The organism is Rhodococcus sp. NPDC058532 (genome assembly GCF_042719255.1).
Lineage (GTDB): Bacteria > Actinomycetota > Actinomycetes > Mycobacteriales > Mycobacteriaceae > Rhodococcus_G.
Window position 1 is genome coordinate 1 of the sequence record NZ_JBHXNU010000029.1, and the last position, 1,650, is coordinate 1,650.

General features: G+C 68.8%; 1 protein-coding gene. It reads left to right on the forward strand.

What is annotated here, in order from left to right; genetic code table 11:
* The first annotated feature begins 122 nt into the window (after positions 1–122).
* The gene (locus ACFWQG_RS20280) at positions 123–1,496 is read left to right on the forward strand and encodes an IS1380 family transposase (RefSeq protein WP_378509451.1); all 1,374 of its coding nucleotides are present in this window, start codon (positions 123–125) and stop codon (positions 1,494–1,496) included.
* Positions 1,497–1,650: the final 154 nt, after the last annotated feature.

A 1,650-nucleotide genomic window follows, 5' to 3' on the forward strand; every position in this document is an offset into this window, starting at 1 on the left:
GACCTGAATCCACCGATGGAGATCGGCGGTACAACGTGTCATAGAAGGGCAGGTGCCCTCTGCGCTGGGATGATCGTTCTTGCGAAGGAATGATCGTCTCGTCGTAAGGGGGCACCTGCCGGATGCGATCGTCTCACAGTGCCGGCCGGGTGTCGGCGGCCTTCGACGACACCAATCTCGTGTCGCATGGCGGCCTGGTTCCGCTGATGCGGTTGGCCGAACGGGTCGGGTTGACCGATCTCGGCGACACGCTCACCCTGGGCGGGTCGACCGGTTCGAACGCCGGCGCGAAGATCACCTCGATCGTGGCGGGGATGGCCGCGGGCGCGGACTCGATCGACGACCTCGACGTGCTCCGGCACGGCGGGCTACCGCGGTTGTTCACCGGGATCCGTGCGCCGTCGACACTCGGGTCGTTCCTGCGTCACTTCGGTATCGGGCACGTCGGGCAACTCGAGAAGCTGGCCCGGGTGCTGCTCGGCCGGCTGCGCGAGAGCACCGGCCTTCTGCCCGATGCCGCGGACCTGGCGTTCCTGGACGTCGACTCGAAGATCACGCAGGTCTACGGCCGCCGCAAGGAGGGCGCGAAGTTCGGCTACACCAGGGTCCGGGGTCTGGACTTTCTGGCCGCGACGGTCTCGACCCCGGCAGGGGCTCCGGTGATCACCGGGACCCGGTTGCGTAGCGGCAACGCCGGCAGCCGCCGGGCGGCGACGTCGTTCGTGAAGGCGAACATCGCCGCCGCCCGAACCTCCTGCGGAGCAAGCGGTGATCTGCTCGTGCGCCTCGATTCCGGGTTCTATGTCGCTGCGGTGTTGAACGCGATCGTCGACGCCGGTGCCTGGTTCTCGGTCACCGCCCAGCAACGCGGCCCGGTCCGGCGGGCGATCGCTTCGATCGACGAACACGAATGGGTGCCGATCGACCACGGAAAACCCCTCCGTGACAGCGAAACCGGGGAACTGTTGACCGGAGCCGAGGTCGCCGAGACACCGTTGACGGTGTTCACCAACCCCACCGAGCACCGAGGTCTCACCCTGACCGCACGGTTGATCGTGCGCCGCACCCCGATCCCCGCCGACGCTCAGGACACCCTGTTCACCGCGTGGCGTTACCAGGCGATCTTCACCAACAGTCCCTTCGATCCGGTCACCGTCGAGACCCGCCACCGCGGGCGGGCGGGAGCGATCGAGCAGGTCTTCGCGGATCTCAACGGTTCCGCGCTCGCGCACCTGCCGTCGGGTCGGTTCGCCGCGAACGCCGCCTGGCTCTCGCTCGCCGCGATCACCCACAACCTGCTGCGCGCGGCCGGCGCCCTCACCGGACCGTTCTACGCCAAGGCCCGCACCGCGACGATCAGGCGGCGCCTGATCGGCGTGGCCGCCCGCATCGCCCGTTCCGGACGCAGGACCGCGCTGCACCTGCCCGCTCACTGGCCGTGGGCCGACCCCTTCACCGCCTTGTTCACCGCCGCCCACGCCCCGCCAGCGCACTGACCTCTTCTATCAGCAACGCCGCCCGAGGCCCGACCCGGAATCCGAACGTGGACGCACCTGGATCACGCCAGTCGATGAGGTGTGCCCGCAGTGCGGTGACGGTCGACAATCGCAACCCCGCACCGACCCGTGAGCCGCACCGGTGGATTCAGGT

Coding starts and splice junctions, on each gene's coding strand:
- ACFWQG_RS20280 (WP_378509451.1), top strand. CDS start 123: ATGCGATCGTCTCACAGTGCCGGCCGGGTGTCGGCGGCCTTCGACGAC.